The organism is Mesoflavibacter sp. CH_XMU1404-2 (assembly GCF_037029465.1).
In the GTDB taxonomy this organism is placed as follows: domain Bacteria; phylum Bacteroidota; class Bacteroidia; order Flavobacteriales; family Flavobacteriaceae; genus Mesoflavibacter.
Genome location: NZ_JAYMEM010000014.1, coordinates 1 through 1,549 on the forward strand (window position 1 = coordinate 1; position 1,549 = coordinate 1,549).

Genomic DNA, 1,549 nt, shown 5'->3' on the forward strand with positions numbered 1-1,549 from the left:
GCTATCTTTCAGTCAACGTCGGAATGACACTCACGTGCCATTCCGTAACGAAATCATAGCCAAAACCGTTGTGGGTAATTACCACGTCCTTTTGAAAAATTGGAACTGACAATGAAAAGACCAAGAATAAAAAGACCAAGAGTAAAATCCAAAAAAAATAAGAAGTCTAGTTTTCGAACTAAACGCTCATTAATAAAAGAACAGAATAAAATAAAGAAAAAAATAAAAAAACTCAAATCTGTTATCCAAAAAGAACAGAAGAATACCATTAGTTTAGAAACTAAAAAAAAGAGAATTCAAGAAATTGAGAAATCATTCAAAAAAAACGGTATCATCAATCAGTTAAAATATAACAACGAATATAACGACCTTAAAAACAACAATAAAAAGAATACAACATCTTCGAAAAAACATAAAAGCGAACTATCAAAACTCGAATCTGATTTATTGATAATTAATAAAGATATTGAGCAATTACAAAAAGAAATTATTAAAAATTCTGAAACTAAAATAGTTTTAACAAAACAGGCTAATAAAAAGAGGGCTCAAGAAATTAAAAAAGAAATTGCAAAGGAGAAAACAAAAGCAAATCCGATTTTAGAAAAATTTAAAGAAAACAAACCATCTATTAGACATTCTTTTGATGTAGATTGGGATAACGTTTTCTTTAAAGATAGAAAAATCACAATAAGACACAATAATCAATGGTATGATAAGTATATTTCTGAATCGAAAAAATTTCTAAATGAAATTAAACACTATTACAAATTTCACAATGTACCTAAACTAAAAGTACTAATTGAGAAAGAAAGAGTTATCATTCAAAATGAAGAAGTATTATTTTATCACATAGACTTTTTGAATATTACAGCCTCAAATTTTGGTTATTTACAATTACCAAAACTAAATATAGATAAATGGAAAAAATATAACAAACAATATTATAAATCAAATTTAACTTTTCTATTACACACACATACATTAAAAAAACTATGTGAGTATTCCGTTCCGAAATTACCTATTATACCAGTTGGGGAAGCTGTTATTAGTAGTAATGGTTCTTCGACAATTCATAACTCGTTCCTTTTTCCATTAAAGTCTAAAACTGGCTACTTATTAATATGGGAGAGTATCGAAGAAGGAAAGGCAAGCTATGTATTTTCAATAAATTCGTACTCTAATAAAAGTATTCAGAATATATTTAACTATATAGCAGGAGAAACCCAGAATAAAAGGTCGTCTTTGTTATCATCTCAAGACCTACAAAATAAACTTAATATGAAAGAAAGAATATTACATACTGATTTAAATAGTTGGGAAATGGAAATTAGACAACTTGTAAAAAAATAACTACCCACAACAATGTATAACCGCAATTACGGCGGATTCGACTACGTCCGAATCCACTCGGAAATGCTAACGCCAGTTCCAAACCGAATATTAACGCATATTAACCCGTAACTGACGGTTATACGAACCGTTGCCAGTAATTTGAAATGACCGAAATTTTAAAGAAATATTTAGTTACAAAATGGTGGTTACCGATTTT

At 28.4% G+C, this 1,549-nt stretch carries 1 protein-coding gene; it reads left to right on the forward strand.

The features are described 5' to 3' along the window. Positions 1-111: 111 nt before the first annotated feature. A complete protein-coding gene (locus WA327_RS07835) occupies positions 112-1,350 on the forward strand; it encodes a hypothetical protein (protein ID WP_336068336.1) in 1,239 nt (412 codons plus the stop codon). Positions 1,351-1,549 lie beyond the last annotated feature (199 nt).

Bases quoted from the DNA above. Each gene is read 5' to 3' on its own strand.
- WA327_RS07835 (WP_336068336.1), top strand. From the start codon at position 112: ATGAAAAGACCAAGAATAAAAAGACCAAGAGTAAAATCCAAAAAAAAT.